This window comes from Streptomyces sp. NPDC013317 (assembly GCF_055563155.1).
The window spans coordinates 42,315-68,865 of record NZ_JBVHDX010000015.1; the positions used below are offsets into that span (position 1 = coordinate 42,315).

Consider the following 26,551-nt stretch of genomic DNA (forward strand, 5'->3'; position numbering starts at 1 on the left):
CATTCCGCCAGGAAGTTTCCTCTGAGGCAAGTTTCTTGCCTCAGAGGCAAAATCACCGGGTCCCGACGGTCAGCGTTGCGCGACCGCCTGCTTGACCAGCGTCCTTCCGAAGTCCCACATCAGTCCGCCGGCTCCGTGGGCGTCATCCATCACGGCCGTGAACGCGGTCACGAACCGGTCCACGTCCGCCTCGTCGATGATCAGCGGCGGGATGAGCTTGATCACCTCCAGATGGTCCCCCGACACCTGGGTCAGGATGCGGTGGCGCTGGAGCAGCGGCACGACGACCATCTGCGCGAAGAGCCCCTTCCGGGCGGCCTGCAGCATCGTCCACCGGCTGCGCAGGCCCAGCGAGGAGGGCCGCCCGAACTCGATCCCGATCATCAGGCCACGCCCGCGGATCTCGTGCAGCAACTCGTAGCGGGGCACGAGCTCCTTGAGGCGGGTGGAGAGCAGCTCGCCGATCCGGCGCGCGTGCGCCACCGTCCCCTCGTTCTCCATGACCGAGAGCACGGCCAGCCCGGCGGCCATGGCCTGCGCGTTCGACCCGAAACTGGCGGAGTGGACGAGGACGCGGTCCATGGACGAGTAGACCTTCTTGAAGATCCAGTCCTTGCCGAGCGTCGCGCCGACCGGCACGTACCCGCCGGAGAGCGCCTTGGCGACACAGAGCAGATCGGGTTCGACGCCGTCCTCGTGCTGGTACGCGTAGAAGTCCCCGGTCCTGCCGAGACCGGTCTGCACCTCGTCGGCGATCAGGACGGCCCCGTGCCGGTGCAGCAGCTCCTGCGCGGCGCGCAGGAAGCCGGGCGGGGCCTCGTGCACCCCCTTGCCCTGGATGGGCTCGACGACGAACCCGGCGACATCGCCCTTGCGCAGTTCGCGCTCCAGGGCGTCCAGGTCGCCGAGCCCGATCGCGGTGTCGGGCAGCAGCGGGGCGAAGCCGTCCCGGAAGCCCTTCTCGCCGTTGACCGAGAGGGAGCCGGTGGTCAGGCCGTGGAAGGCGTGGGAGCAGTAGACGATCCTGGGCCTGCCGGTGGCGTACCGGGCGAACTTCAGGGCGGTCTCCACCGCCTCCGTACCACTGTTGCCGAAGAAGACGCGGTCGAGGTGCGGGCTGTGGGCGAGCAGCTTCTCGGCGAGCAGCCCGGGCAGCGGCTGGCAGTCGAAGCGGGTGAGGTCGGCGAGCGAGGCGTCCAGGACGTCGTGGAGGGCCTTGCGGACGACGGGGTGGTGCCGGCCCAGGCCCATCACGCCGAAGCCGGCCAGCATGTCGAGGTGGTCGCCGCCCTGGGCGTCCCAGAAGTGGGCGCCCTCGGCACGTACGTAGACCTTGTCGAAACCGATGGTGTGCAGCATGCGCGGGAGCTGGTGGTTGAGGTACCGGGTATGCAGGTCGTAGCGCTCCGCGCCGCGTTCGGCGAGCAGTGCCGCGAGGTCGAACTCCTTGCTCATCGCCCCTTCTTCCGGGTCAGTGCGGCGCTGATCCGTCCGGCGATCTCCACCGGGGTCAGGCCGAGGTCGGCGAGCACCTCGCCGCGCTTGGCGTGGCCGAGGAACTGGTCGGGGATCCCGAAGGTCCGCAGCGGGACGTCGACGCCGGCGTCGCGCAGCGTCTGGCCGACGGCAGCGCCGACGCCGCCGGTGCGGATGCCGTCCTCGACGACGGCGACCAGCCGGTGCCGCTCGGCGAGCGGGACGAGGGCCTCGTCGACCGGTTTGACCCAGCGCGGGTCGACGACGGTGCACCGGATGCCGCGTCCGGCGAGCAGATCGGCGGCCTGGAGGCAGACGTCGGCCATGACGCCGACGGAGACGAGGAGCACGTCCGCGTCGGGCTCCGGGGGCTCCAGGAGGACGTCCGTCCCGCCGATCCGCCGTACGGCCGGGACGGGTTCCCCCACCGTCTCCTTGGGGAAGCGGAGCAGGGTCGGGGCGTCGTCGACGTCGACGGCCTCGCGCAGCTGGGCGCGCAGCTCCTCGGCGTCGCGCGGAGCGGCGATCCGGAGGCCCGGCACGACCTGGAGGACGGAGAGGTCCCACATGCCGTTGTGCGAGGCGCCGTCGGTGCCGGTGACGCCGGCCCGGTCCAGGACAAAGGTGACCCCGCACCGGTGCAGGGCGACGTCCATGAGCAGCTGGTCGAAGGCGCGGTTGAGGAAGGTCGCGTACACCGCCACGACGGGGTGGAGTCCCCCGGCGGCCAGGCCCGCGGCCGAGACGACGGCGTGCTGCTCGGCGATGCCGACGTCCCAGACCCGGTCGGGGAACCGCTCGGCGAACGTCGTCAGACCGACGGGGTGGAGCATCGCCGCGGTGATCGCGACGACGTCCGGCCGCTCCTCCCCGATCTCGGCGATGGCCTCGCCGAAGACGGAGGTCCACGAGGGTCCGGCCGAGGGGGCGAGCGGTGCGCAGGTCAGCGGGTCCATGGCGCCGACGGCGTGGAAGCGGTCGGCCTCGTCCTGGAGCGCGGGCTGGTAGCCGCGGCCCTTCTCGGTGAGGCAGTGCACGAGGACGGGCCCGTTGAAGCGCTGGGCGTGGCGCAGCGCGGACTCGACCGCCGCGATGTCGTGGCCGTCGACGGGACCGACGTACTTGAGCCCCAGGTCCTCGAAGAGTCCCTGCGGAGCGAACGTGTCCTTGAACCCCTTCTTGGCGCCGTGCAGCGACTCGTAGAGCGGCTGCCCGATCACGGGGGTGTGCTGGAGGACGTCCTTTCCCCAGGCGAGGACTCGCTCGTACCCGTCGGTGGTACGCAGGGCGGCCAGGTGCTGGGCGAGGCCGCCGATCGTGGGGGCGTAGGAGCGCTCGTTGTCGTTGACGACGATGATCAGGGGCCGGTCCTCGGCGGCGGCGATGTTGTTCAGCGCCTCCCAGGCCATGCCGCCGGTCAGGGCGCCGTCGCCGATGACCGCGACGACGTGGTCGAGGCGGCCGGACACCTCGTTGGCCTTGGCCAGTCCGTCGGCCCAGCCGAGGACCGTCGAGGCGTGCGAGTTCTCGATGACGTCGTGCTCCGACTCCTCCCGCGAGGGATAGCCGGAGAGTCCGCCCTTGCTGCGCAGCTTGGAGAAGTCCTGGCGGCCGGTGAGCAGCTTGTGGACGTAGCTCTGGTGCCCGGTGTCCCAGAGGATGCGGTCGTCGGGCGAGTCGAAGACCCGGTGCAGCGCGACGGTCAGCTCCACCACCCCGAGGTTGGGCCCCAGGTGGCCGCCCGTCCTGGCGACGGCGTGGATCAGGAACTGCCGGATCTCCGCGGCCAGTTCGTCGAGCTCCGCGCCGCTGAGCGGCCGGAGGTCGCGTGGCCCCCGGATGTTCTCCAGAATCGTCATGCTCGGCCCCCTTTCGTCGTTCGGCCGTGCGGGAGGGCCGCGCCCGGTGGTGTCGCGGGCCCTCCCGTACCCGTCACGTCATCCGCGGTTCCCGGAGACGGTCTCGCGGGCCGCCCTCAGGGACTCCTTCAGCGAGCCCATGGTGGCGAGGACGGCGGTCGGCTCGTAGCCGCAGTGGGCCATGCAGTTGGCGCAGCGCGGGTCCTTGCCCCGGCCGTACTTGTCCCAGTCCGTCTCCTCGATGAGCTCCCGGTAGGTGGGGACGTAGCCGTCGCTCATCAGGTAGCAGGGGCGCTGCCAGCCGAAGAGGGAGTAGTTCGGGATCGCCCACGCCGTGCAGGGGAAGTCGGCCTTGCCTTCGAGGAAGTCCAGGAAGAGCGGGGAGTGGTTGAGCCGCCACCGGCCCCGGTTGCCGCCGGCGAAGGCCTTCTTGAAGAGCTCGCGGGTCTGCTCGACACCGAGGAAGTGCTCCTGGTCCGGCGCCTTCTCGTAGGCGTAGGCGGGCGAGATCATCATCTCGTCGACCTGGAGGTCGTCGTTGAGGTAGTTGAGGACCTCGATGATGGTCTGCGGGGTGTCGGTGTTGAAGAAGGTCGAGTTGGTGGTGACGCGGAAGCCGCGCCGCTTGGCCTCCTTGATCGCCGCCACCGCCTCGTCGAACACGCCTTCCTTGGCGACGGACTCGTCGTGCCGTTCGCGCAGACCGTCGATGTGCACGGCGAAGGCGAAGTACCGGGAGGGGGTGAAGTCCTCCAGCTTCTTGCGCAACAGCATCGCGTTGGTGCAGAGGAAGACGTACTTCTTCTTCGCCACCAACTGTCGCACGATCTCGTCGATCTGAGGATGCATCAGGGGCTCGCCGCCCGCGATGGAGACCATCGGCGCCCCGGACTCCAGGACGGCGCCGACGGCCTGGGCGACCGGCATCCGCTGCTTGAGCACACCGGCCGGGTGCTGGATCTTTCCACAGCCCTCGCACTTGAGGTTGCAGGCGAACAGCGGCTCCAGCTCGACGATGAGCGGGAACTTGTCCCGCTTGCGGAGCTTCTGTTCGATGAGATAGGTCCCGACCCGGATGGACTGACGGAGCGGCATGGCCATAACTCGCTCACCTCCTGGGGAGCAGCAAAGAACGGTGCCATTCGAAGAATGCGGGAAGGACGGCACGAAGAACACGGAAAGCCGATATTCCACCGCGTACCGTGCCGATCCGGACCAGTTCATGTTCTGGAGCGTCCACGACCACCCGTACGGCCGCAACCGGGCGGGGCCCGGCGGCCAGCGCCGTACGGAGCGTGGCGGCGGACTCCATGTCCACCGCGATCGCCCCGGTGGCGCGCAGCTCGGCCCGCTCGTGGCCGCGCACGACGTGGTCGGAGCCGGCCAGCGGGCCGGTGTGGACGGTCCGCCCGGGGAGCGCCCGGGTCAGGGCCTTCACCAGGAGCTCCGTCCCGGTGCAGGACGTGACGGCGTCCGGTCCGCCGCGGGTCTCGTCGGCGACGATCAGGTCCCCGGGGTGCATCCCGGGGGCGAGGCCGGCACAGAAGCCAGCGGCGACGACGACGGCGTCCCGCCAGGGTTCCCGGCCGAGGACACGGGCGACGGTCCTGCGGGCGTGGGCCGGGCCCATGCCCGTACGGACGACGGTGAACGCGCCGGGAGCCCCGGCGCGCTCGCCGCTGCGCAGGGCGAGCTGCTCGATGCCGAGCGCGCAGGCGATCAGCAGCGGCGCCGAGGAGCCGGCCGGGGGCTCCGGCTCTTCGCCCATCATCCCTCCCTGGCGACGGCGGGTTCGCCGTTCACGTAGCGGCCGAGCGCCGTGAGCGGGAACACCTGCCGGTAGAGGTGGTAGTTGATGGAGAAGTCCCAGGGGAAGCCCGTCCCGGTGAAGTACGGCTCGTCCCAGGAGCCGTCGGGGCGCTGTGTCCCGGCGAGCCAGCTGATGCCCCGCTCCACGGCCCTGGAGTCACGTCGGCCGGCCGCGAGCAGGGCGAGCAGCGCCCAGGCGGTCTGGGAGGCGGTCGAGGCGCCGTGTCCGATCCAGGCCCGGTCCGAGTACGAGCGCAGGTCCTCGCCCCAGCCTCCGTCCTCGTTCTGTACGGACTCCAGCCAGGCGACGGCGCGGCGGATCGCGGGGTGGGAGCGGGGCAGCCCGGCCGCGGTGAGCGCCGGGACCACCGAGCCCGTCCCGTAGACGTAGTTGACGCCCCAGCGTCCGAACCAGGCGCCGTTCGGGTCCTGTTCGGCGAGGAGCCACTCGATTCCCCTGCGGGTACGGGGGTGGTGGGCCTGGCCCTCGTGGGCGAGCATCTCCACGACATGCGCGGTGACGTCGGCCGAGGGCGGGTCGACGACCTCGCCGAAGTCGCAGAACGGCAGCCGGTTGGGGAAGGGGCTGGTGTTGTCCGCGTCGAAGGCGGCCCAGGCACCGTTCTTCGACTGCATGCCGAGTGTCCAGCGGGCGCCGCGGGCGACGGCCGACTCGACTCGGCCGGGGTCGGGGTGGCGGACGCGGCGGAGCGCGAGGATGACCTCGGCGGTGTCGTCGATGTCCGGGTAGTTGTCGTTGTGGAACTCGAACGCCCAGCCGCCCGGGGCCAGTCCGGGCCTGCGGACGGTCCAGTCGCCGGGCCGGACGATCTCCTCGCCCAGCATCCAGTCGGCCGCGCGGACGAGGGCCGGGTGGTCGGCGGCGAGGCCCGCGTCGGCGAGGGCGATGGTGGCCAGACAGGTGTCCCAGACGGGCGACTGACAGGCCTCGATCATGCGCGAGCCGTCCTCGCGCCAGACGGCGAACCGGTCCAGGGACTCCAGCCCCGCCCGCATGACCGGGTGGTTCAGGTCGTAGCCGAGGAGGTGCAGGGCGATGACCGAGTAGACGGCGGGGGGCTGGATCCCGCCCCAGCAGCCGTCGTTCTCCTGGCGCTCGACGATCCAGCGGGCGGCCACGTTCATGGCGGCCTTGCGCAGCCTGCGCGGAGCGACCTTGTGGTAGAGGTGCAGCGCCTTGTCGAGCCGCTGGAAGGCGCCGTCCCAACTCGCCACCGACGCCGAGGGCTTCACCGGGTTCGGGCGGGCGGGGTCGGTGTGCAGCTCGTCCAGCGGGAAGGGCGCGGGGCGCACCGGCCGCTTGGCGGAGACCACGGTGAGCGGGACGATCGTCTGCCGGGCCCAGCAGCCGAAGTCGTAGATGTTGAGCGGGAACCACTTCGGCAGGAAGATCAGCTCGGGCGGCAGCTCGGGCAGGTCGTCCCACTTCCACCAGCCGAAGAGGGCGAGCCAGATCCGGGTGAAGACCCGGGCAGAGGCGATCCCGCCGCGCTCGCGGACCCAGGCGGCGGCGCGGGCCATGTGGGCGGCCTCGGGGAGGTCCCCGGCGAGGCGCAGCGCCACGTAGGCCTCGATGGTGGCGGAGAGCTCGCCGGGTCCGCCGTAGAAGGTGGCCCAGGCGCCGTCCTCGCGCTGCTCGCCGCGGATGAACAGGGCGGCGGCCCTGGTGGTCTCCGCGTCGAGGATGCCGAGGAACTGGCGCAGCAGGAGGTCCTCGGCGTCCATGGTGACGTTGGTCTCCAGGTCGCCCTTCCACCAGCCTTCGGCGTCCTGAAGGCCGAGCAGATGGTCGACGGAGCGTTCCGCGGCCCGTTTCGCGGCCTCGTCGAGGCCGGTCGCCGGCGCGGTGGCGGTGGTGTCGCTGGCCGCGGCTGCCCGGGGGCCCACGGCCCCGGCGCTTCCGTCGGTCGTCGCTGTCATGGCTTCCCCTTCGTGCAGTCGAATGCTTCTGCTTCTTCGGGTCTGCCGTCGGCCGATGCCCGGTGGCACCGGCCGGCGACTGCGCACTCATATCAGGGTGATGGTGATCATCTCTTCCGTACGACGACGAAGTCGGCGAGCGCGGTGAGCTGGGCCCGGACGCGCTCGGGCATGTCCACCTCGTGCAGGGCGCGGATGGCGATGGTGTGCTGACGGCGGGCCTCCTCGGAGGTCCACTCGCGGCCGCCGGCCTCCTCGATGAGGGCCGCGCGGGTGGCGAACTCCTCCTCGGAGAAGGAGTCGAAGTCGCTGCTCTTGGCGTCGGCGGCGAGGAGCTCGCCGAGTCGCTCGGAGGCCGGGCCGCCGGCCGCGAGGGCGGCGACGACGGGCAGGGACTTCTTGCGCTGCCGCAGGTCGCTCCAGGTCTGCTTGCCGGTGGACTCCGGGTCGCCCCAGATGCCGAGGAGGTCGTCGACGGCCTGGAAGGCGAGGCCGAGGTGGTAGCCGTACTCCTCCAGTTTGTCGGCCGTGCGGTCGTCGGCGCCGCCGAGGACGGCGCCGATGGAGACGGCGCAGGCGAGCAGGGCGCCGGTCTTGTTGCCCTCCATCTCCAGGCACTCCTCGACGGTGACCCGCTCGCGGTGCTCGTAGGAGATGTCCTGGGCCTGCCCGTCGATGAGCTTTCGGGTGGCGGTGGTCAGGCGGCGGGTGGCGCGGCCGGCCTCGACGGTGCCGAGTTCGAGCAGCAGCTCGTTGGCGAGCGCGAAGAGCGCGTCGCCGACGAGGATCGCCTGCGCGGGGCCGTGCACCTTCCAGACGGTGTCGCGGTGGCGCCGCTGCTCGTCGCCGTCCATCAGGTCGTCGTGCAGCAGCGAGAAGTTGTGGACGAGCTCCACGGCGACGGCACCGGGGACACCGACCTCGGGGGCGGCGCCCGCGGCCTCGGCGGAGAGCAGCGCGAGAGCGGGCCTGACGGCCTTGCCGCTGTCCCCCTCCGTGGGGTTGCCGTGAGCGTCGATCCACCCGAAGTGGTAGGCGGCCACGGTGTCCATGGGCGGGGCGAGCCGGTCGACGGCCGCCCGCAGGACGGGGGTGGCCAGGGTCCGCCCGCGATCCAGCAGAGCGGTGACGTCCGCGGTGTCGACGGCCGGGTTCACCGGGGGCACAGTCGGCACGGTCTCTCCTCTTGTTCCAGTACTCACACTCATGCCGCCTCCTGCAGCGGATGTTCATGGCGGCGGCCGAAGGCGGAGAGCGCGGCGCCCGCGGCGCTGAAACCACTGCGGACGGCACCCTCCATGGTCGCGGGCCAGCCGGTGGCGGTCCAAGCGCCGGCCAGGTACAGGCCGGGGGCGTGGGTGCGGGCGGCGGGGCGGAGCCGCCCGACGCCCGGGGTGGGGGCGAACGTCGCTGTCCGCTCCCTGGTGACGAAGAAGTCCCGGATTCCGGCGCCGCGTGCGGCGGGGAGCAGGCGCTCGAGCTCCGGGAGGTAGCGCTCGCGCAGTACGGAGACGGGCGTGTCGATCTCGTCCTGGGCGGCGGACTGGGACACGGCCAGGTACTGTCCTGCGCCCTTGAGGCCGGAGGAGTCGGTACGGTCGAAGACCCACTGCACCGGCGAGCCGAGCGCGGTGAAGAACGGCTGCCTGAGCACCTTGCGGTCGTAGACGACGTGCACGTTGAGGATCGGCGCGGTGCCGATGTCCAGGAGCCGGTCGGGATCGTCGAGTGCGCCCTCGGGGATCAGCTCGCGGGTCTCGCGCTGCGGTACGGCGAGCACGACGGCGTCGGCCTCGATGGTCTCTCCCGGCACCTCGACGCTCCACCGGCCGTCTTCGCCACGGGCGATCCGCTCGGCCTTGGTACGCAGTTCGGTCCGTACGCCGAGGGAGTCGAGGGCCTTGCGGGCGAGGGTGTCGTGGAGCTCGCCGAGGGGGACGCGAGCCCAGCCGATGTCGGCGGCGCCCGGTTCGGAGAGCAGGCCGGTCTTGAAGACCATGGCGGCCAGGCCCATGGAGGCGTGCGGCGCGGTGGCGTTGAGGGTGGCGACGCCGACGAGGTCCCAGAGGGCCTCGACGGCGCGCGGGGACTGGCCGTGGCGGCCGAGCCAGGTGGCGAAGTCGATGCCGTCGAGGGCGGGGTCGGCGGGGTCGAGTCCCTTCAGGGCGAGCGCGGCCCGCCCGACGCTCGCGCGCTCGGCGAGGGAGAGGTGGGGGTAGGTCGCCAGGCTCGCGGCGAGGTGCAGCGGTACGGGCAGGCCGGTGCGCCGCAGCCGTCCGAGGCGGGGGCCCCGGGGGTGGGCGACGTCGAGTACGGGCACGTCGAGCCGGTCCTGGACGGGCGCCAGGTGGGCGCCTTCGACGCGGTCGAGGAACCACCGGTAGGCGGTGCAGCAGCGCAGGTAGACGTGCTGCCCGTTGTCGACGGTGAGCTCGCCGCGCCGGAAGGAGAACGCGAGTCCGCCGAGCCTCGGCCGGCCTTCGAGGAGCGTGACGCGCACTCCGGCGTCGGCCAGTTGGAGCGCTGCGGTGATCCCGGCGAGTCCGCCGCCGATCACGACGGCGGTCGCGCCGGCCCCGGCCGCACGCTGCGGTGTGGTGCCGTCGGTGGTCACGAGGCCTCCCCTCGGAGGGTCGCAGTCAGGGACGCCGCCCGGCGGCGGAGGGTTGCCCGGTGCCCGGGATCGTACGCGCCCATCAGGCACGCCTCCTGACGACCCGTCGGGAGACGTTCCGGGTGTCGAGTCCGGAGAGGCCGCGCACCGCGACGTACGCCTTCTCGCGCCCCGGGAGCGAGACCCGGCCGCGCAGCACCGCCTCCGGGTCGCGCTCGATCCGGTCGAGGAGGCGGCGGTAGATCCCGGCCATCGCGGCTACGCAGGCGCCGCTGCGCCGGTCGAGCATGGGCAGGAGCCGGTAACCCTCGGCGAACAGGGCGCGGGCGCGGCGGACTTCGAAGTGGACGAGACCGGTGAAGTCGGAGCCGGCGGGCGGCGTCGCACTCCCGAAGCCCTCGCCGCAGCCGAACTTGGCGAGGTCGTCGGCGGGCAGGTAGGTGCGCCCGTTGCCGGCGTCCTCGCGTACGTCCCGGAGGATGTTGGTGAGCTGGAGGGCGAGCCCGAGGGTGTCGGCGTACTCGGGGGCGCGTTCGACGCCCTGCGCGCCCGGCTGGGTGCCGAACACTCCGAGCGAGAGCCGCCCGATCGCGCCGGCGACGCACCGGCAGTAGACCTTGAGGTCGTCCCAGGTCTCGTACGACTCGCCGCGGACGTCCATCAGGACGCCGTCGATCAGCTCGTCGAGCCCGTCGAGCGGGATCGGGAAGCGCCGGGAGGCGTCGGACAGGGCGACGGCGACGGGGTCGGTGTCGTCCTCGTCGACCCCGCCCCGGCGGATCCGGTCCAGGAGCGCGCGGGTCCCTTCGAGCCGGTCCCGCTTGGCCTCGGGGGCGAGCGTGCCGTCGCCGATGTCGTCGACGCGCCGCGAGAACGCGTACAGCGCGGACATGGCCTGTCGCTTCTCGATCGGCAGGAGCCGGATCCCGTAGGCGAAGTTGCGGGCCTGCTGTCCGGTGACGGCCTCGCAGTAGCTGTACGCGGCCTGTACCGGCGCGGACGTCTCCGTCTGTCCCTCCACGGTCCGGCTCACCCCTCTCTCCGCGCTCTGAGCAAAATCGATCCCGCTTCCCGCATCAGACTCCGCTTGGCGGGCCTGGGCGACCCGGCCAGGACGTCGAACCCGCCCCCGGCGGCGGCGACGGCGTCGAGCGCCGCGAGTCCGCCGGCCGTGAACCCGGCGAGCAGCAGCCTCAGCCTGCCGTGCACGCTCCCCACCAGGGGAACTCCGTCGTCGAGCAGGGCTCGGGCGCGCGCCGCCTCGAAGGCGATCAGGGCGCGTACGGAGGCGTTCGCGGTCGGGCGGGCGAGATCGTCCTCGGTGACGTGGAAGCGCTTCATGTCCTCGGCGGGCAGATAGATCCGGTCCCGGCCGAGGTCCTCGGCGACGTCCTGGAGGTGCTCGACGACCTGCAGGGCGGTGCAGACGGCGTCGGAGCGGCGGACGCGCTCGGGGGTGGCCGTTCCGGTGATCCCGAGGACGAGCCTGCCGACGGGGTTGGCGGAGAGTTCGCAGTACGCCACGAGGTCGTCGTACGTCTCGTAGCGGCGTACGAGCTGGTCCTGGCGGTTGGCCTCGATCAGACCGAGGAAGGGCTCGGGGGTGAGGGCGCGGCGCCGCACGGTCGGCTGGAGGGCGCGGAGCAGCGGGTGGTGCGGGGTGCCGTCGAAGACCCGCAGGAGGTCGGCCTCGAAGGCGTCGAGCAGGGCGAGGCGGTCCTCGGCCCGCTCGGGGGCGACGCCGAGATGGCGGGCGTCGGCTCCGCCGGGGGCGAGGTCGCCGTCGCCGATGTCGTCGACGAGCCGCGCGTAGCCGTAGACGGCCATGAGGTCGTCGCGCCACGCGCGCGGGAGGAAGAAGGGCGCCACGGGGAAGTTCTCGTCCGCGGCCTTGTCGAGCGTGGCGCGAGAGGAGGCGTCGGGGCGTGCCTGTCGGGTCGGCGTCACTGGCCGCTGCCCGACGCGGGGACGGCGACACCCTCGTGCAGCTGGAGATTTCGCGTCATGGCCGTCATATCTCCTGTTCTACACTGCCGATCCAATCCATCCTATTTCGGACACGCCACCGGGCCACGCCGGGGCTCGCCGCCCGAGGGGCGGGGGCGCCCAGGAGTTATCGCCCCACTTGCCACGAATCAGCACCGGTACAGCTTACGTTGTACAGCGCCGAGTGCCTCGTCGGGGTGGTGGACGCTCCGGGAAGACCTCACAGGTCGCGTCAACCCTTCGACGGCAGGCGGAAGTTCAGATCTCCGACGACCGCCGGTCGGCGCGGGCACCTGAGACCACCAGGGCGAGGGTGGACTCGACGACCGCGGCACGGCGCTGTTCCGGGAGGCGGCCGAGCGGACCGTCGAGCAGCAGGAGTGACAGTCCGTGCACGGCCGACCACGCAGCGGGTGCGGCGGCCGGACGGGCATGGCGGGGGCCGCTGCCCGCCCCCGCCAGAGCGTTCAGGGCGTCCGTGAGCAGGGCGAACGCGCGGATCTCGGGTTCGGGTTCGACCGGACGGCCGGGGGGCGCCCAGGCCTCTCCACAGGCCGGGGGCGGGGTGCAGAAGGCCGCCCGGTAGAGGCCGGGCTGGTCCACGGCGAAGCCGACGTAGCCGCGACCGAGGGCGGCGAGGCGGAGTTCGGCGGCGACGGTGGGGTCGTCGGCGCCCGGAACCCGGGCGGCCGCGCGCTCCATGGAATCGGCGAGCGCCCGCTGGGCGTGGACCTTGACGGCTCCCAGCAGCTCGCCCCGGCCGTCGAAGTGCCGGTAGGCGGCGGTGGGCGAGACGCCGACCCTGCGGGCGGCCTCGCGCAGCACGACCCGTTCGGGACCGCCCTCGGTGGCGAGGTCGACGGCGGCGCAGATCAGCGCGTTGCGCAGATCGCCGTGGTGATAGGACTTTCCCCCCGAGATCGCTGCCATGCGCTCATCCTGCCCGATGTTGACCGCATGAACATTCCAGGTGGGGGCCGGGCGCGGCCCGGGGAACGCGGAGGCCCCCGCCGGGGTCGGCGGGGGCCTGGTGTACGCGGTTCGGCGTGTTACCTCGCGGTCTCGCGCTCGTACGCCCGCAGGACTTCCTCGGTGGGACCGTCCATGAGGAGCTCACCCTTCTCCAGCCACAGGACGCGGTCGCAGGTGTCCCTGATCGACTTGTTGCTGTGGCTGACCAGGAAGACCGTGCCGGCCTCCTTGCGGAGCTCCCGGATGCGCTGCTCGGAGCGGATCTGGAACTTGCGGTCACCGGTCGCGAGCGCCTCGTCGATCATGAGGACGTCGTGGTTCTTGGCGGCCGCGATGGCGAACCGGAGCCGGGCGCCCATACCGGAGGAGTACGTCCGCATGGGCAGGCTGATGAAGTCGCCCTTCTCGTTGATGCCCGAGAAGTCGACGATGCCCTGGTAGCGCTCGCGGATCTCTTCCCTGCTCATTCCCATGGCAAGGCCGCCGAGTATCACGTTGCGCTCGCCGGTCAGGTCGTTCATCAGCGCCGCGTTGACGCCGAGGAGCGAGGGCTGCCCGTCGGTGTAGACCTTGCCGCTCTCGGTGGGGAGCAGGCCGGCGATGGCGCGCAGCAGGGTCGACTTGCCGGATCCGTTGCTGCCGATGAGGCCGATGGCCTCGCCGCGGTACGCGGTGAAGGTGACGCCGCGCACGGCGTGCACCTTGCGGACGCCCCGGGTGACCTCGGCCTTGCCGCGGCCGAGCATCCGGCTGAGGGCGGCGGTGGCGCTGCCCTTGCCGCCGCCACCGGTGTTGACCCGGTAGACGATGTGGACGTCGTCGGCGATGACGGTGGGAACGAGTCCCTGGGTGGAGTCAGCCACGGCCGTACCTCTCCTCGGCCTTCCAGAAGTAGACGAAGCCGCCGATGCCGATCGCCAGGGCCCAGCCCACGGCGGTCGCCCAGACGTGCGAGGGCAGGTTCTCGGCGCCGTAACCGTCGATCAGCGCGAAGCGGATCAGGTCCATGTAGACGGCGGCGGGGTTGTACATGAGCACGTCGGCGATCCAGGCCGGCTTGTCCGCGAGCATCACCGGGATCGAGAACATCACGCCGGACGCGTACATCCACGTGCGCATGACGAACGGCATGAGCTGGGCGAGGTCGGGGGTCTTCGAGCCCATCCTCGCCATGATCATGGCCAGACCGACGTTGAACACGAACTGCAGGAACAGCGCGGGGATCAGCAGCAGCCAGCTCATCGAGGGGTAGCTGCCGAAGGCGATCGCGACCGCGGCCAGCACGATCATGGAGAAGAGCAGCTGCTGGAGCTGCTGCAGCGCGAACGAGATGGGCAGCGAGGCGCGCGGGAAGTGCAGGGCCCGCACGAGGCCGAGGTTGCCCGCGATCGCCCGCACACCCGCCATGACCGAGCTCTGGGTGAAGGTGAACACGAAGATGCCGGTCACCAGGAAGGGGATGTAGACCTTGGTCTCCATGCCCCGGCCCGCGTCCAGGATCAGGCCGAAGATCAGGAAGTAGACCAGCGCGTTGAGCAGGGGGGTCGCCACCTGCCAGATCTGGCCGAGCTTCGCCTGGCTGTACTGCGCCGTCAGCTTCGCCGAGGAGAAGGCGAGGATGAAGTGGCGCCGCCCCCAGAGCTGGCGGATGTACTCGAAGAACCCGGGCCGGGCGCCGCTGACCGACAGACCGTACTTCGCGGCCAGCTCGGCCGGGGGCAGGCCGTCGTCGGCGGATGGCGGGGCGCTGGTCGCGACCCGGCCGTCGTGGGTTGTGTCACTCACAGGTCGGAACTTTCGTATTCAGATGCGCGGCAGGTCGGGCACCACGTGTCAGACGACGGGCGGGCGTCCCAGTCGGGTCAGCCGCCACACCGTACGCCATTTCATGGGCCGGCGCGGTCCGCAGGGGGTGGCCCAGCCCTCGCGGAAACCGCCGAGCCACGCCTTGAGCGCGGGGCCCGAGGGACGTCGCGCGAGGGTCAGCAGCAGCCAGACACCGAGGTAGACCGGAACGAGCAGAGCGGGGAGGTTGCGCCGGGCCAGCCATACCCGGTTGCGGGCCACGTTGTAGTGGTACGTCGCGTGCCGGGACGGTGGCGTGGTGGGGTGGAGCAGCACCATGTCGGAACGGTAGTCGATCATCCAGTTGGCGTCGAGGGCACGCCAGGCGAGATCGGTCTCCTCGTGGGCGTAGAAGAACTCGTCGGGCAGTCCGCCGACTTCGGTGAGGACCTGGCTGCGCACGGCGTTCGCGCCGCCGAGGAAGGTGGTCACGCGCGAGGACCGCATCGGGTCGGAGGCGCGCAGCCTCGGGACGTGCCGACGCTGGGTGAGACCGGTCTCGGGGTCCGCGATCCGGAAGCTGATGATGCCCAGCCTCGGATCGGCGGCGAAGGCCTCGCGGATCAGCTCGGCGGTGTCGTCACGTTCGAGCAGACCGTCGTCGTCGAGGAAGAGCAGGGCGTCGACGGGCCCGCACGGGCCGCCGGGGCCGAACGCCTCGATGCCGACGTTGCGGCCCCCGGGGATGCCGAGGTTCTCGGGCAGGTCGATGGTGTGGACGCCCTCGGGCACCCCCGTGACGGGGGCGCCGTTGCCGACGACGACGACCTCGACCGGCTCGCCCTCCTGCTTGGCCACCGATTCCAGCAGCGCGCGCAGGTCGTCGGGCCGGTTGCCCATCGTGATGATGACGGCACCCAGCTTCATCGCCGTGGTCACGTTCGTCCTCCCCGCGCTTGTCGTCGTCTCGTCTGTCGTCCGTGCCCTCGCCATGTCCCCCGGCCTCACTTCAGCCGGCTCGACGCCAGGATCGACACCAGGTGCAGGACCGTCTGGAGCATCGCGATACCCGCGAGGACCGCGACACCGAGCCGGGTGAAGAACAGCCCGCCCTGGACCGCGTCGAGGATCGCCAGGACCAGGATCAGCAGCGAGGCCTCGATGCCGAGGACCAGGCGGTGGAACTGCAGCGCCGAGGCCGCCCGGCGGGCGAGGGCCATGCCGGAGGAGCGGGGCTCGCTCGCCGCCTCCTTGACCGGGGGCAGCCCGCCCTGGTGACGGGCGACACCGACGAGGTCGGTCTCCGCCTTGATCAGGACGGCGCCGAGCGCGGCGAGCGTGCCGAGGAAGGCCCAGAGCCAGTCGATGCGGCCACCGCCCCAGAGGTCGGCGGCCCGCAGGCCGAAGCCGACCAGCACGGCGGCGTCGCACAGGTAGGCGCCGACGCGGTCGAGGTAGACGCCGTTGAGCGAGAACTGCTTCTTCCAGCGGGCGACCTCGCCGTCGACGCAGTCGAGCAGCAGGTACATCTGGACCGCGACGACGCCGAGGACGGCGCCCCAGATCCCCGGGACGAGCAGCGCCGGGGCGGCGAGCACGCCGAAGAGGGTCATGACGTACGTCAGCTGGTTCGGCGTGACGTTCGTGGTCACCAGGCGGCGGGTGATGCGCAGCGAGATCTCGCGCATGTACAGGCGGCCGCCCCAGTGCTCTCCGCTACGCCGGTCCTTCACACCCGCCGGGTGCACGACCGGGCGGAGTTCAGCTACGGATGGTCTTGGCATAGTCGGCGTACGCGTCCCTGATCTGGTCGTCGGAGAGGTCGAGGTGTTCGAGGATGGTGAAGCGGCCGGGACGGGTCTGCGGGGCGAAGGACACGGCCTGGACGAACTCGTCCACGCTGAAGCCCATCTCCTCGGGCGTCACGGGCAGCCCGTGGCGGCGCAGCGTCTCGACGATCCCCAGCGAGCCGTCGGCGGCGCCGCGCAGGTGCATCGCGAAGGCGGCGCCGAGGCCGCACTGCTCGCCGTGGCTGGCGGCGCGCTGGGGGAAGAGCAGGTCGAAGGCGTGGCTGATCTCGTGGCAGGCGCCCGAGGAGGGCCGGGTGTCGCCGCTGATCGACATGGCGATGCCGGACATCACGAGGCCTTCGGAGAGCGTGACGAGGAAGTCGTCGTCGCCGACGCCGCCGGGGTGGCGGAGCACCGCCTCGCCGGCGCTGCGGGCCATCGCCGCGGCGAGGCCGTCGACCGGCTCACCGGTCTCGCGGTGGGAGAGCTCCCAGTCCGCGATGGCGGAGAGGTTGGAGACGGCGTCGCCGATCCCGGAGCGGACGTAGCGCACCGGGGCGTCCCGGATCACGTCGAGGTCGATGACCAGCGCGATCGGGGTCGGCACTCCGTAGGAGCCGCGCCCGTTGTCGTTGTCCAGGGTGGAGACCGGCGAGCAGATGCCGTCGTGCGACAGGTTCGTGGCGATGGCGACCAGCGGCAGGCCCACCCGGGCCGCCGCGTACTTGGTCACGTCGATGATCTTGCCGCCGCCAAGCGCCACCACCGCGTCGTACCGCTGGCCCCTTATGGCGTCTGCGAGCTTCACGGCCGCGTCGATGGTGCCGCCGTCGACGGGGTACCAGTCGGCGCCGGGCAGCTCGGGGGCGAAGTGCTCGCGCAGCTTCAGGCCCGAGCCGCCGCTGATCGCGACGGCGATCCGGCCGTTGCTGGAGATCCGCTGGTCCGCCAGGAGCGTGGAGAGGTCCTCCATCGCTCCGCGCCGGATGTCGACGACGACCGGCGAGGGGATGAGCCGGGTCAGTACTGGCACGCGATCTCACGGCCCTTCGCGAGGTCGTCGTGGTTGTCGATCTCGACCCACTTGACGTCCCCGATGGGCTCCACGTCGATCTTGAAGCCGTCGTCGGCGAGCTTCTGGTAGCCGTCCTCGTAGTAGAGGTCGGGGTCGCGCTCGAAGGTGGCCTTCAGCGCGTCGGCGAGCGCCTCGGCGGCCTCGGGCTCGATGAGGGTGACACCGATGTACTCGCCGGTGGCGGAGGCCGGGTCCATCAGCTTGGTGATCTTCTCGACACCCTTGCCGTCGGCGACGACGACCTTCATCTCCTCGTCGGCGAGGCTCTTCACCGTGTCGAGGGCGAGGATGATCTTCTGGCCGTCGCCGCGCGCGGCGAGCAGCGTCTTCTCGACGGAGACCGGGTGGACGGTGTCGCCGTTGGCGAGGATCACACCGCGCTTGAGAACGTCACGGGCGCACCACAGGGAGTAGGCGTTGTTCCACTCCTCGGCCTTGTCGTTGTCGATCAGGGTGATCGAGACGCCGTAGGCGGCCTCCAGGGCCTCCTTGCGCGCGTACACGGCCTCCTTGCGGTAGCCGACGACGATGGCGACCTCGGTGAGGCCGACCTCGGCGAAGTTCTTCAGCGTGAGGTCGAGGACGGTGGTGTCACCGTCGACAGGCACGAGGGCCTTCGGAAGCGTGTCGGTGTAGGGGCGCAGACGCCGTCCGGCACCGGCTGCCAGTACGAGGCCGATCATGCGGTTTCTCCTTCGTCGTGTACGGCGGGTGCTCCGGAGGACACCCAGAAGCGGATGGACTCCACGAGCACCACGAGCGCGACGACGACCGCCAGAGCGGTGAGCGCCAGGGTGAAGCCGTCGCCGCGGTCCGCCAGCAGGGCGGCGAGTACGACCACCAGCAGCGTGCGGCCCTCGTGACCGCCGACGGTACGCACGAGCCAGGCGGGCGGGGCGCCGGTGCCGCCGCGAATGCGGTACACCGTGTCGTAGTGATGGTAGGCGACGGCGGCCACGAGCCCGTAAGCCGCGGGCAGGGCGCCGTTCACCTCGGAGCGTGCGGCGACGATCAGGATCGTGCCGTACTCGGCGGCCCGGAACAGCGGTGGGACGAGCCAGTCGAGGGGTCCCTTGAGGGAGTGCGACACGACGACGCCGGAGACCAGGACGTACACCACGGTGGCGAGGACGACCCAGAGGCTGCCGACGTCCTGGGTGCCCGCCTCCATCAGGACGAGGACGGTGCCGAAGGCGGCCATCAGCGGAGCCACCCAGGTGCCGCGGACCGCCCCGGGCCGTCCGGCCACGAACCGGGCGAGCGGCCCGGAGTCCGCGAGGTCGGCGAGGGCCTGGGCGGCCCGGTCGGTCCTCTTCGCCTTGCGGGTCAGGGACCGGAGCACGCGCCCGGCGGTGGTGTAGCAGGCCCCGAAGGCACAGCCGATGATCAGAGCCCAGAAGACGATGCGCGGGGTGGTGACGGCGGTGAGGACCGCGATCATGGCCCAGCGTTCGCCGATCGGCAGGATGATCATCCGGCGGACCCAGACGGTCCAGCCGACGCTGTCGAGCCGGTTGGAGAGGGCCGCGGTGGGGCTGGTGTTCGCCGTGGCGTCGTGGTTCGCCTCGTTGAACGAGAAGTCCACGACGTGCCGGCAGGTCATCAGGACCATCGCGCCGAGCGCGAGCGCCCAGACGTCGTCGCCGTTGCGCGCCGCGCCGAGTGCGAGGCCCGCGTAGAAGGCGTACTCCTTGGCGCGGTCGAAGGTGGCGTCGAGCCAGGCCCCCATCGTCGAGTACTGCAGCGAGTAGCGGGCGAGCTGCCCGTCGGTGCAGTCCAGGACGAAGGAGACGAGGAGCAGCACGCCGGCGGCGACGTAGCCGCCGCGCTCGCCCGTGGCGGCGCAGCCGGCCGCGATCAGGGCGGTGAGCAGCGAGGCCGTGGTGACCTGGTTGGGGGTGAGGCCTCGCCGGGCGCACCAGCGCGCGATGTAGCGCGAGTACGGACTGACGCAGAACGTGGTGAAGAAGCCGTCGTGGGCCTTCACCGCGGAGCGCAGCCGTACGGCCTCGTCGTCGACTGCGGCGACGGCGGCGCGGGCCTCGTGGCGGGCCTCGGCGTCGGTCGGAACGGCGGCGACGAGCGTGCCGAGCTGGGGCCGGTGGACGGCGACGCCGTCGGCGTCGAGGGCGTCGGCGAGCGCGTCGGGCAGGATCTCGCCGTCGGCCGCGGGGGCGGGTGCGGCCGGGGCGCCGGGCACCGAGGCGTACGCGTCGGTCAGGGCGCGGGCGAGCGCCGGGCGGGCCTCGGGCTGCGCGGTGAGCGCGCCGGGCGCCGCGGCGGCGGGGAAGCGGGGGTCGGTGAGCGCCAGCCGCAGGGCGTGCAGGTGCCCCACGAAGCGAGGATCGACGACGGCGATCCGCTCACCCGCCGGTACGGCGGCGAGCAGTGCGCCGGTGTCCTGCGGGCCGGAGGCGACCCGTACGTCGAAGCCGAGCGACCGCAGATCGCCGTCGAGCGACGATCCGGGTACCGGCGGACCGGTGAGGATGGCGGTCGACAGACGAACTCACTCCTTGGAGCTGACGGGCGGGCCCGCGGGGGCCCATGGCACGGCCCCGGGCGCGGCGGCTCCGCCCGGCATCGGGCGGCGGCACGTCGGCTGAGGCTATCGGATGGACGAGGGTGGGAGTTCACCGAGGCTTAGTGGTGCGGACTCCCCCGGGCCCACTCGAATCCGCCCGAGTGCGCCATGCCCTACGGAGATCATCATGGGTGATCCACCGGCCCCCTCACAAACCGCGTTCACCGGCACCCCGGAACCACCCTCGCACGCTCTCCCACCAGGCCCGCATCAGTGCAGGTCAGATGATATGACAACGGTCTTCAGTACCGTGTTGCACATACCCCCCACCCGTAGTTGACTTGCCGCTCGGGCACCGCACACGACGACGACCGGGAGGCCGCGCCATGGGGGCTGGACACGACCACGGACACAGTCACGGAGGGCCGCCGCCCACGGGCACCGCGGCCGCGGCCTACCGGGGCCGGCTGCGGATCGCGCTCGCGATCACACTGTCCGTGATGGTGGTCGAGATCATCGGCGGTGTCGTCGCGGACTCGCTGGCCCTGATCGCCGACGCGGCCCACATGGCGACCGACGCCGTCGGCCTGGCGATGGCACTGCTGGCGATCCACTTCGCCAACCGCCCGCCCACCCAGAACCGGACCTACGGCTTCGCGCGGGCCGAGATCCTCGCCGCGCTGGCCAACTGTCTCCTCCTGCTCGGCGTCGGCACCTATGTCCTGTACGAGGCGGTCCAGCGGTTCATCGAGCCGGCCGAGACCAAGGGCGGACTGACCATCGCGTTCGCGCTCGTCGGCCTGGTCGCCAACATGGTCTCGCTCTCGCTGCTGGTCCGCGGCCAGAAGGAGAGCCTCAACGTGCGGGGCGCCTATCTGGAGGTGCTGGCGGACGCGCTCGGCTCGGTGACAGTCCTCGTCTCCGCCGGCATCATCCTGGCCACCGGCTGGCAGTACGCCGACCCGATCGCCTCGATCCTCATCGGCCTGATGATCGTGCCGCGCACCATGAAACTGCTCCGCGAGACCCTCGACGTCCTGCTCGAGTCGGCCCCGAAGGGCGTCGACATGGCCGAGGTACGGGCGCACATACTGGCGCTGCCGGGCGTCGAGGACGTCCACGACCTGCACGCCTGGACGATCACCTCCGGGATGCCGGTGCTCTCCGCCCATGTGGTCGTGTCACAGGCGGCGCTGGACGCCGTCGGCCACGAGAAGATGCTGCACGAACTGCAGGGCTGCCTGGGCGACCACTTCGACGTGGAGCACTGCACCTTCCAGCTGGAGCCCGCGGGCCACGCCGCCCACGAGGCGAAGCTCTGCCTCTGACTGCTAGCCTTCCGGGACGTACGTGAGGTGTGGAGAGGAGCTGAGGTTGATGACCGTCGCGATGGAGGCTGCCCAGTGCGGCAGCGCCCGGTCCTTCCTCAGCTTCCGGGTTTCCGGCTGACCTGACGTTCCACGTCGGCCGGGGCCCTCTCACACAAGGGTTTCCCACGTTGTCCGACAACGCTCTGCACACCGCTTTCTTCACCCTGCACCACGGTCTTCCGCGGCAGGGACCCGGCTCAGACGCCACCACCCGCCGACTGCTCGCCCTTGCGGGCCCGCTGCCCCAGCGGCCGCGCGTGCTCGATCTGGGCTGCGGACCCGGCCGTTCCGCGCTGCTCCTGGCCGCCGAGGCCGGGGCCGAGGTGACGGCGGTCGATCTGCACCGGCCGTTCCTCGACGAGCTGCGGCAGGCCGCCGAAGCCCGTGGGCTCGGCGACCGTGTCCGTACGGTCCACGCCGACATGGGCGAGCTGCCGTTCCCGGACGGATCCTTCGATCTCGTCTGGGCGGAGAGCTCTGCCTACGCGCTCGGCTTCGACACCGCGCTGGGCTCCTGGCGCCGACTGCTCGCCTCTCCCACCGGTGGCGCCCTCGTGCTGACCGAGTGCGAGTGGACGGTGGACGACCCGAGCCCGGAGGCCCGTGCCTTCTGGGACGAGCACTACCCGCTCCGATCCGGGAGGGCGAACACCGCCGCGGCCGTCGAGGGCGGCTACCACGTCCTCGGCACCGTCCCCCAGCCCGAGAGCGACTGGGACGAGTACTACGGCCCGCTCGCCGAGCGGGCCGACGCGGCCGACCCGTCCCTCCCCGGGATGGCCGAGGCTCTCGCCGCGACCCGGGCGGAACTCGCCATGCGCCGTGACCACGGCGGCGAGTACGGCTACACCGGCTACGTCCTGCGGCCGGCCGACACCCGGTGGCGGACACGGCCGGAGACCGCTGCCGACGTCCGTGCCGTGTGGGACGTCAACGCGACGGCCTTCGGGACGAGGGCGGAGGCCGATCTGGTCGACGCCCTCCGCGTGGACGCCGGGGCCTGGCTGCCCGGTCTGTCGTTCGTGGCCGAGGCCCCGGACGGCTCGGTCGCGGCACACGCGCTGATCACCCGGTGCCATGTCGACGGTGTTCCGGCGGCGGCGCTCGCGCCGGTCGCCGTCGCACCCGCGTACCAGCGGCAGGGGGCCGGGGAGGCCGTCGTCCGGGCCGTCCTCGACGCGGCGCGGCTGCGCGGGGAACGGGTCGTGCTCGTCCTCGGGCACCCGGAGTACTACCCCAGGTTCGGCTTCGAACGGGCGTCCGCGTATGGAATCAAGCCGTCCTTCGAGGTTCCGGACGAGGCGATGATGGCGCTCGTCCTGGCCGGTTCCGGCCCGGTCCCCCCGGGCACGCTCCGCTATCCGGCGGCCTTCGGCGTCTGACGCGCCGCCCGCTCCCGCCGCGCCGGATGTACTCCGGTGCGGTGGGAGCGGGCCATGTCCCGGCCGCCCAAGTACGGACAAGTGGTTCTTGTGCGGCAGACTGAGGGAGCCCCACCGGGCCGAGACCGAAGCGAAGGACGGTTATGCCGACCACATCAGCCAGCGTGGCTCACAGCTCGTCGAACGGCGTGCAGCCGACCGCAGCCCAGGCGTCGATCATGCTCGAACTGGTCGACGAGAACGGCATCACCATCGGTACGGCGGAGAAGCTCGCCGCCCACCAGGCGCCTGGCCAGCTGCACCGGGCGTTCTCCGTCTTCCTCTTCGACGAGTCGGGCCGGCTGTTGCTGCAGCGGCGCGCGCTCGGCAAGTACCACTCCCCCGGCGTCTGGTCGAACACCTGCTGCGGCCACCCGTACCCGGGCGAGGCGCCGTTCGCGGCCGCGGCCCGGCGGACGTACGAGGAGCTGGGGATCTCGCCCTCACTGCTCGCCGAGGCGGGCACCGTCCGCTACAACCACCCGGACCCGGCGTCGGGCCTGGTGGAGCAGGAGTACAACCACCTCTTCGTCGGCATGGTCCAGGCCGAGCTGCGGCCCGACCCGGAGGAGATCGAGGACACGGCCTTCGTCACGGCGGAGGAGCTGGACGAGCGGCACGCGACCGCGCCGTTCTCCGCGTGGTTCATGACCGTGCTCGACGCGGCGCGTCCGGCGGTCAGGGAGTTGACGGGTCCGGCCGGGGGCTGGTGATCCCGGGCAGCGCTTCCGGTGCCGGCCCCGGCGCCGGAAGCCTCGGGACCAGGGGCAGGGCCGCCCAGATGATCTTTCCGCCGCTCGCGGTGTGCTCCACGTCGCAGGCCCCGCCCGCCTCCAGGGCGGTCTCCCGTACCAGGAGCAGCCCACGGCCGCCGGTCTGCCCGTCGTCGGCCTCCAGCGCCTTGGGGCGGTACGGGTGGTTGTCCTCGACGGACACCCGGATCCACTCCGCGCCGATCGCCACCTCCACCGCCACTTCGGGGGAGAGCAGCGCCGCGTGCTTGACGGCGTTGGTGACCAGCTCCGAGACGATCAGGAGCAGGCCCTGGACCGTGTCGTCGTGGGCCGGTACACCTTGACGGATCAGCAGGTCCCGTACGGCGTGCCGGGCCTGCGGAACGGAGACGTCGACCGCGGGAGCGGTGAAGCGCCAGACCCCTTCGTAGGACGGTGGCCGTGCGGGGACGCTCCCCCGGCTTTCCATAGTCCGGCTCCCACCCTCGTGCTCGATTGTCGCCACGAGTCAAGTCTTGGTAAGGCGCAGGTCCGGACCGGGCTACTGACCAGAAGTCGACACTTATCGACCGCATTCCGATCGGGTGAGTATGCCAACGTCAGTTGTTCGACTGCTCCTGACCTTCTTCTGACCTCTTCGGAGGGACGTCCGGTGCACCGCCCTGCGGTGTGGCCTGCGGGGTCTCCGGTTCGCCGGCAGGAGGGCAGACCTGTTTCGCTCTCGAACCCCTTCGTGATCCTACGGTCGGGGTGCCCGGATAGCATCCGGCCCATGGAGCCCACCGAACCGCGCGTGAAGGTCGTCGTGGCCGACGAGGTCGCCACCGTCGTCATCTCGAACCCGGCCAAGCGCAACGCGATGACGGCCGCTATGTGGCGGTCCCTGCCCGAGCTGCTCGCGCCGCTCGCCGCCGACGCCGCGGTCCGTGCTCTGGTGCTCACGGGCGACGGCGCGACCTTCTGCGCCGGCGCGGACATCTCCACGCTGCGGGAGCCGGGCGACGAGCAGCAGTCGCTCGCGGTCCGCGCCGAGGAGGCGCTCGCGGCGTTCCCCAAGCCGACGCTCGCCGCCGTCCGCGGCTACTGCGTCGGCGGCGGCAGCCAGCTCGCCGCGGCCTGCGATCTGAGGTTCGCGGAGGAGGACGCGCGGTTCGGGGTCACCCCGTCGAAGCTCGGGATCGTCTACCCCTCCTCGTCGACCCGGCGGCTGGCCGCGCTGGTGGGGCCGTCGGCCGCCAAGTACCTGCTCTTCTCCGGCGAGCTGATCGACGCGGAGCGGGCGCTGCGCACCGGCCTGGTGGACGAGGTGCTCCCGGCGGGCGAACTGGACAAGCGGGTGGCCGAGTTCACCCGGGTACTGGTCACGCGCTCCCTGCTGACCCAGGCGGCGGCGAAGGAGTTCGCGGACGGGCGCACCGACCGTGACGCGCACTGGGCCGAGCAGGCACGCGGCAGCGGCGACACCGCGGAGGGTGTCGCCGCCTTCCTGGAGCGCCGCGCGCCCCGCTTCACGTACGAGGTCTGAGGCCCGGACCCGGGGGACGACGCGGCGGTCAGCCCTGGGGGAGGTCCTCGGTGGCCGTACCGCGCCAGCGGGCGACGATCTCGGCCGGGGCCTTCTCCGGGGAGCCCGCGTCGTAGGGCGGCTGCGGGTCGTACTCCGTCAGCAACTGGATGGTCTGCGCCGTCGCGTCGCCGGCGATCCTGCCGATGAGGTGCAGCGCCATGTCGATGCCGGACGAGACCCCGGCGGCGGTGACGTACTTTCCGTCGAAGACGACCCGCTCGCCGGTGGGCTCGACGCCGACCGCCCGGAGCTCGTCGAAGGCGAGCCAGTGGGTGGTCGCGCGGCGGCCGCCGAGCAGACCGGCGGCGCCCAGGATCAGGGAGCCCGTGCAGACCGAGGTGGTCCAGGTGCTGGTGGCGTCGGCGGTACGGAGCCAGTCGAGGATCTCCGGGTCGTTCATCGCCGTACGGGAGTCGGGGCCGCCCGGGACCAGGACGATGTCCGGGTTCGGCACGTCCGCGAGGGTCTTGTCGGCGACGAGCGCGAGGCTGCCCTGGTCGTTGCGGACCGGTCCGGCCTCCTTGGCGACGAAGACGGTCTCGGCACCGGGGATGCGGGCGAGCAGCTCGTAGGGTCCGACGGCGTCGAGCGTGGTGAAGCGGTCGTAGAGCAGTACGGCGATCTGCATGGGATTCCCTTCAGCGGGTGGTCTGCGGTGCGTTCGGTACGGGTGCGTGGAAGCGGCGGCGGTACTCCGCCGGGGCGGTGCCCATCGCCTTGACGAAGGCCCGGCGCATGGCTTCGGCGGTGCCGTAACCGGCGGCCCTGGACACCTCCAGGACGCCGTCGGACGTCTCCTCCAGGAGCCTGCGCGCGTGTTCGAGCCGGACCTGGTCGACGTACCGGCCCGGGGTCGTCCCGGTCTCCGCGTGGAACGCGCGGGCGAAGTGTCGCGGCGACAGCCGGGCGCGGGCGGCGAGCGCCTCGACGGAGAGATCTCCCCCGGGATGCTCGGTGATCCACTGCTGGAGGTCCCGCAGGGGCGCGCGCTGGGCGGTCTGGGCGGAGAGCTGGGCGCTGAACTGCGCCTGGTTGCCCGGTCGGCGCAGGAAGACGACCAGATGACGGGCGACGGTCAGCGCGGTGTCCCGGCCCAGGTCCTCCTCCACGAGCGCGAGGGCGAGGTCGATGCCGGCGGTGACGCCCGCGGAGGTGGCGAGGGCGCCGTCGCGGACGAAGATGGGATCCGGCTCCACCTCCACCTCGGGGTAGCAGCGGGCGAGGTGGTCGCAGACGGACCAGTGGGTGGTGGCCCGGTGGCCGTCGAGGAGGCCGGCCTCGGCGAGCAGCAGGGCGCCCGTGCAGACCGAGACCAGTCGCTCGGCACGCGGCGCGTTCGCGCGCAGCCACGCGATCAGCCGCGGGTCCGGACGGCGGGTGCCCTCGCCGCCGGGGACGAGCAGGGTGTGGGGGCGCTCCGCGGCGGCGAGCGTCGTGTCCGGGAGCAGCCGCAGACCGCTCTGGGTGCGGACCGGGCCGCCGTCGAGCGAGGCCGTCACGATCGGGTAGGCGCTGTCGCCGCCCACGGCGCGGGCGGCTCCGGCGAACACCTCCACCGGTCCGGTGACATCCAGGCTCTGCACGTCGTCGAAGAGGACGACGAGCACGGGTCGCTTCGTCATGCGTCC

24 protein-coding genes are annotated in these 26,551 nt (G+C 71.8%); 4 read left to right on the plus strand and 20 right to left on the minus strand.

Going from position 1 to position 26,551, the window contains the following annotated elements:
* Window positions 1-69: 69 nt before the first annotated feature.
* The 17 genes from ACZ3IJ_RS30320 to ACZ3IJ_RS30400 all read right to left on the minus strand — a co-directional run bounded on the left by ACZ3IJ_RS30320 (window position 70) and on the right by ACZ3IJ_RS30400 (window position 19,810).
* The gene (locus ACZ3IJ_RS30320; protein ID WP_467473304.1) at window positions 70-1,455 is read right to left on the minus strand and encodes an aspartate aminotransferase family protein; all 1,386 of its coding nucleotides are present in this window, start codon (window positions 1,453-1,455) and stop codon (window positions 70-72) included.
* Window positions 1,452-3,335, minus strand: coding sequence for a 1-deoxy-D-xylulose-5-phosphate synthase (dxs, locus tag ACZ3IJ_RS30325; protein WP_467473306.1), 1,884 nt, complete (start codon window positions 3,333-3,335; stop codon window positions 1,452-1,454). The genes ACZ3IJ_RS30320 and dxs overlap by 4 nt, the downstream gene beginning before the upstream one ends.
* Window positions 3,336-3,413: 78 nt before the next feature.
* Window positions 3,414-4,436, minus strand: coding sequence for an adenosyl-hopene transferase HpnH (gene hpnH / locus ACZ3IJ_RS30330; RefSeq protein ID WP_467473308.1), 1,023 nt, complete (start codon window positions 4,434-4,436; stop codon window positions 3,414-3,416).
* A gap of 7 nt (window positions 4,437-4,443) precedes the next feature.
* Entirely contained in the window at window positions 4,444-5,103 is a 660-nt protein-coding gene (locus ACZ3IJ_RS30335; protein WP_467473536.1) for a phosphorylase family protein, read from the minus strand.
* Window positions 5,103-7,085 carry a squalene--hopene cyclase gene (gene shc, locus ACZ3IJ_RS30340; RefSeq protein ID WP_467473310.1) on the minus strand — a complete coding sequence of 661 codons (1,983 nt, stop codon included), beginning with the start codon at window positions 7,083-7,085 and terminating at the stop codon, window positions 5,103-5,105. Before shc ends, ACZ3IJ_RS30335 begins: the two co-directional genes overlap by 1 nt.
* 107 nt (window positions 7,086-7,192) lie before the next feature.
* On the minus strand, window positions 7,193-8,293 hold the full coding sequence (locus ACZ3IJ_RS30345; protein WP_467473312.1) for a polyprenyl synthetase family protein: 1,101 nt from the start codon (window positions 8,291-8,293) through the stop codon (window positions 7,193-7,195).
* Complete coding sequence (gene hpnE / locus ACZ3IJ_RS30350; RefSeq protein ID WP_467473314.1) at window positions 8,290-9,699, minus strand: hydroxysqualene dehydroxylase HpnE; 1,410 nt, start codon at window positions 9,697-9,699, stop codon at window positions 8,290-8,292. The genes ACZ3IJ_RS30345 and hpnE overlap by 4 nt, the downstream gene beginning before the upstream one ends.
* 82 nt (window positions 9,700-9,781) lie before the next feature.
* Window positions 9,782-10,732 carry a presqualene diphosphate synthase HpnD gene (hpnD, locus tag ACZ3IJ_RS30355; RefSeq protein WP_467473316.1) on the minus strand — a complete coding sequence of 317 codons (951 nt, stop codon included), beginning with the start codon at window positions 10,730-10,732 and terminating at the stop codon, window positions 9,782-9,784.
* Window positions 10,729-11,646, minus strand: a complete 918-nt coding sequence (gene hpnC, locus ACZ3IJ_RS30360) for a squalene synthase HpnC (RefSeq protein ID WP_467473319.1) — start codon at window positions 11,644-11,646, stop codon at window positions 10,729-10,731. Before hpnC ends, hpnD begins: the two co-directional genes overlap by 4 nt.
* A 297-nt stretch (window positions 11,647-11,943) precedes the next feature.
* Window positions 11,944-12,615: a TetR/AcrR family transcriptional regulator gene (locus ACZ3IJ_RS30365; protein WP_467473321.1), complete on the minus strand. Its 672-nt coding sequence runs from the start codon at window positions 12,613-12,615 to the stop codon at window positions 11,944-11,946.
* Window positions 12,616-12,734: 119 nt separating this feature from the next.
* Window positions 12,735-13,520 (minus strand): ABC transporter ATP-binding protein, encoded by a 786-nt coding sequence (locus ACZ3IJ_RS30370; protein ID WP_467473322.1) that lies wholly within the window; start codon window positions 13,518-13,520, stop codon window positions 12,735-12,737.
* A complete protein-coding gene (locus ACZ3IJ_RS30375; RefSeq protein WP_467473324.1) occupies window positions 13,513-14,442 on the minus strand; it encodes an ABC transporter permease in 930 nt (309 codons plus the stop codon). Before ACZ3IJ_RS30375 ends, ACZ3IJ_RS30370 begins: the two co-directional genes overlap by 8 nt.
* A 48-nt stretch (window positions 14,443-14,490) precedes the next feature.
* Window positions 14,491-15,369, minus strand: a complete 879-nt coding sequence (locus ACZ3IJ_RS30380; protein ID WP_391797031.1) for a glycosyltransferase family 2 protein — start codon at window positions 15,367-15,369, stop codon at window positions 14,491-14,493.
* 77 nt (window positions 15,370-15,446) lie between these two features.
* Window positions 15,447-16,226 carry a CDP-alcohol phosphatidyltransferase family protein gene (locus ACZ3IJ_RS30385; protein WP_391796705.1) on the minus strand — a complete coding sequence of 260 codons (780 nt, stop codon included), beginning with the start codon at window positions 16,224-16,226 and terminating at the stop codon, window positions 15,447-15,449.
* Window positions 16,204-17,265 (minus strand): iron-containing alcohol dehydrogenase family protein, encoded by a 1,062-nt coding sequence (locus tag ACZ3IJ_RS30390; protein ID WP_391796706.1) that lies wholly within the window; start codon window positions 17,263-17,265, stop codon window positions 16,204-16,206. Before ACZ3IJ_RS30390 ends, ACZ3IJ_RS30385 begins: the two co-directional genes overlap by 23 nt.
* Window positions 17,253-17,990 carry a phosphocholine cytidylyltransferase family protein gene (locus ACZ3IJ_RS30395; protein WP_467473328.1) on the minus strand — a complete coding sequence of 246 codons (738 nt, stop codon included), beginning with the start codon at window positions 17,988-17,990 and terminating at the stop codon, window positions 17,253-17,255. Before ACZ3IJ_RS30395 ends, ACZ3IJ_RS30390 begins: the two co-directional genes overlap by 13 nt.
* Window positions 17,987-19,810, minus strand: coding sequence for a DUF5941 domain-containing protein (locus ACZ3IJ_RS30400; RefSeq protein ID WP_467473539.1), 1,824 nt, complete (start codon window positions 19,808-19,810; stop codon window positions 17,987-17,989). The genes ACZ3IJ_RS30395 and ACZ3IJ_RS30400 overlap by 4 nt, the downstream gene beginning before the upstream one ends.
* Window positions 19,811-20,217: 407 nt before the next feature.
* Here ACZ3IJ_RS30400 and ACZ3IJ_RS30405 point away from each other — a divergent pair, with 407 nt between their 5' ends.
* From ACZ3IJ_RS30405 to idi, 3 genes are all read left to right on the plus strand, one after another.
* Complete coding sequence (locus ACZ3IJ_RS30405) at window positions 20,218-21,159, plus strand: cation diffusion facilitator family transporter (protein WP_467473331.1); 942 nt, start codon at window positions 20,218-20,220, stop codon at window positions 21,157-21,159.
* A 170-nt stretch (window positions 21,160-21,329) separates the two neighbouring features.
* A complete protein-coding gene (locus ACZ3IJ_RS30410; protein WP_467473335.1) occupies window positions 21,330-22,583 on the plus strand; it encodes a GNAT family N-acetyltransferase in 1,254 nt (417 codons plus the stop codon).
* Window positions 22,584-22,726: 143 nt separating this feature from the next.
* A complete protein-coding gene (gene idi, locus ACZ3IJ_RS30415) occupies window positions 22,727-23,335 on the plus strand; it encodes an isopentenyl-diphosphate Delta-isomerase (protein WP_391796710.1) in 609 nt (202 codons plus the stop codon).
* Here idi and ACZ3IJ_RS30420 read toward each other — a convergent pair.
* Window positions 23,301-23,825: an ATP-binding protein gene (locus ACZ3IJ_RS30420; protein ID WP_467473340.1), complete on the minus strand. Its 525-nt coding sequence runs from the start codon at window positions 23,823-23,825 to the stop codon at window positions 23,301-23,303. The genes idi and ACZ3IJ_RS30420 overlap by 35 nt on opposite strands.
* A 303-nt stretch (window positions 23,826-24,128) precedes the next feature.
* Here ACZ3IJ_RS30420 and ACZ3IJ_RS30425 point away from each other — a divergent pair, with 303 nt between their 5' ends.
* Entirely contained in the window at window positions 24,129-24,881 is a 753-nt protein-coding gene (locus tag ACZ3IJ_RS30425; protein WP_391796712.1) for an enoyl-CoA hydratase/isomerase family protein, read from the plus strand.
* A gap of 28 nt (window positions 24,882-24,909) precedes the next feature.
* Here ACZ3IJ_RS30425 and ACZ3IJ_RS30430 read toward each other — a convergent pair whose 3' ends face one another.
* A complete protein-coding gene (locus ACZ3IJ_RS30430) occupies window positions 24,910-25,551 on the minus strand; it encodes a DJ-1/PfpI family protein (protein WP_467473344.1) in 642 nt (213 codons plus the stop codon).
* A gap of 10 nt (window positions 25,552-25,561) precedes the next feature.
* The gene (locus tag ACZ3IJ_RS30435; protein ID WP_467473346.1) at window positions 25,562-26,545 is read right to left on the minus strand and encodes a GlxA family transcriptional regulator; all 984 of its coding nucleotides are present in this window, start codon (window positions 26,543-26,545) and stop codon (window positions 25,562-25,564) included.
* Window positions 26,546-26,551: the final 6 nt, after the last annotated feature.

Excerpts from the sequence above, each read along its gene's own strand:
- ACZ3IJ_RS30380 (WP_391797031.1), bottom strand. The coding sequence starts at position 15,369 with ATGAAGCTGGGTGCCGTCATCATCACGATGGGCAACCGGCCCGACGAC.
- ACZ3IJ_RS30395 (WP_467473328.1), bottom strand. The coding sequence starts at position 17,990 with ATGATCGGCCTCGTACTGGCAGCCGGTGCCGGACGGCGTCTGCGCCCC.
- ACZ3IJ_RS30425 (WP_391796712.1), top strand. The coding sequence starts at position 24,129 with ATGGAGCCCACCGAACCGCGCGTGAAGGTCGTCGTGGCCGACGAGGTC.
- ACZ3IJ_RS30430 (WP_467473344.1), bottom strand. The coding sequence starts at position 25,551 with ATGCAGATCGCCGTACTGCTCTACGACCGCTTCACCACGCTCGACGCC.
- ACZ3IJ_RS30345 (WP_467473312.1), bottom strand. The coding sequence starts at position 8,293 with ATGAGTGTGAGTACTGGAACAAGAGGAGAGACCGTGCCGACTGTGCCC.
- ACZ3IJ_RS30405 (WP_467473331.1), top strand. The coding sequence starts at position 20,218 with ATGGGGGCTGGACACGACCACGGACACAGTCACGGAGGGCCGCCGCCC.
- hpnH (WP_467473308.1), bottom strand. The coding sequence starts at position 4,436 with ATGGCCATGCCGCTCCGTCAGTCCATCCGGGTCGGGACCTATCTCATC.
- ACZ3IJ_RS30435 (WP_467473346.1), bottom strand. The coding sequence starts at position 26,545 with ATGACGAAGCGACCCGTGCTCGTCGTCCTCTTCGACGACGTGCAGAGC.
- ACZ3IJ_RS30335 (WP_467473536.1), bottom strand. The coding sequence starts at position 5,103 with ATGGGCGAAGAGCCGGAGCCCCCGGCCGGCTCCTCGGCGCCGCTGCTG.
- ACZ3IJ_RS30365 (WP_467473321.1), bottom strand. The coding sequence starts at position 12,615 with ATGGCAGCGATCTCGGGGGGAAAGTCCTATCACCACGGCGATCTGCGC.
- dxs (WP_467473306.1), bottom strand. The coding sequence starts at position 3,335 with ATGACGATTCTGGAGAACATCCGGGGGCCACGCGACCTCCGGCCGCTC.
- ACZ3IJ_RS30320 (WP_467473304.1), bottom strand. The coding sequence starts at position 1,455 with ATGAGCAAGGAGTTCGACCTCGCGGCACTGCTCGCCGAACGCGGCGCG.
- ACZ3IJ_RS30385 (WP_391796705.1), bottom strand. The coding sequence starts at position 16,226 with ATGCCAAGACCATCCGTAGCTGAACTCCGCCCGGTCGTGCACCCGGCG.
- ACZ3IJ_RS30420 (WP_467473340.1), bottom strand. The coding sequence starts at position 23,825 with ATGGAAAGCCGGGGGAGCGTCCCCGCACGGCCACCGTCCTACGAAGGG.
- idi (WP_391796710.1), top strand. The coding sequence starts at position 22,727 with ATGCCGACCACATCAGCCAGCGTGGCTCACAGCTCGTCGAACGGCGTG.
- shc (WP_467473310.1), bottom strand. The coding sequence starts at position 7,085 with ATGACAGCGACGACCGACGGAAGCGCCGGGGCCGTGGGCCCCCGGGCA.